General features: G+C 63.4%; 1 protein-coding gene. It reads right to left on the reverse strand.

Annotated elements, in window-relative coordinates; genetic code table 11:
• Nucleotides 1-76 precede the first annotated feature (76 nt).
• A partial coding sequence (locus AB4Z35_RS30485; protein WP_442101227.1) for a hypothetical protein occupies nt 77-454 on the reverse strand: 378 nt, incomplete at its 5' end.

Raw genomic sequence — 454 nt, forward strand, 5'->3', positions numbered from 1 at the left:
GAGCAACACGCCGCTCGCTGCCAGCGCCGCGGTGACGGCGGCAGCCTTGACTGCAAATCTTTTCATGGCGCGCATTCTACCGTGCTGCAGGTAGCGGCAACGCCACTCCGGTATCTGAATGATCGGTGGGTGGCACCTTATCCACACGGACGGTCGGTCGTTCGTGTGGATGATGAGGCACTTGTTGCGCGAATTCGCAGAGGGCCTGCCACGTCTCGGGCCGTTCGACGATGGTGAAGTGGTCCACGCCGGGAATGGTCTGGAGCGAAACCGGCCCCGGCCAGGCCGCCATCAGCCGTTCCGAGCACTCGTGCGGGACCACGTCGTCCGTCTCGGCCAGCAGCACCTTGGTGCTCTGCACGACCTTCTTGCAGTGCGAAATCGAGTCGAAATGGTGACGCATGAGCTGGCGCAGCGGCACCAGCGGAAAGCGCTTGCGGACGATTTCCAGCAG

It is taken from the genome of Pseudomonas sp. KB_15, assembly GCF_052114525.1.
GTDB lineage: Bacteria > Pseudomonadota > Gammaproteobacteria > Pseudomonadales > Pseudomonadaceae > Aquipseudomonas.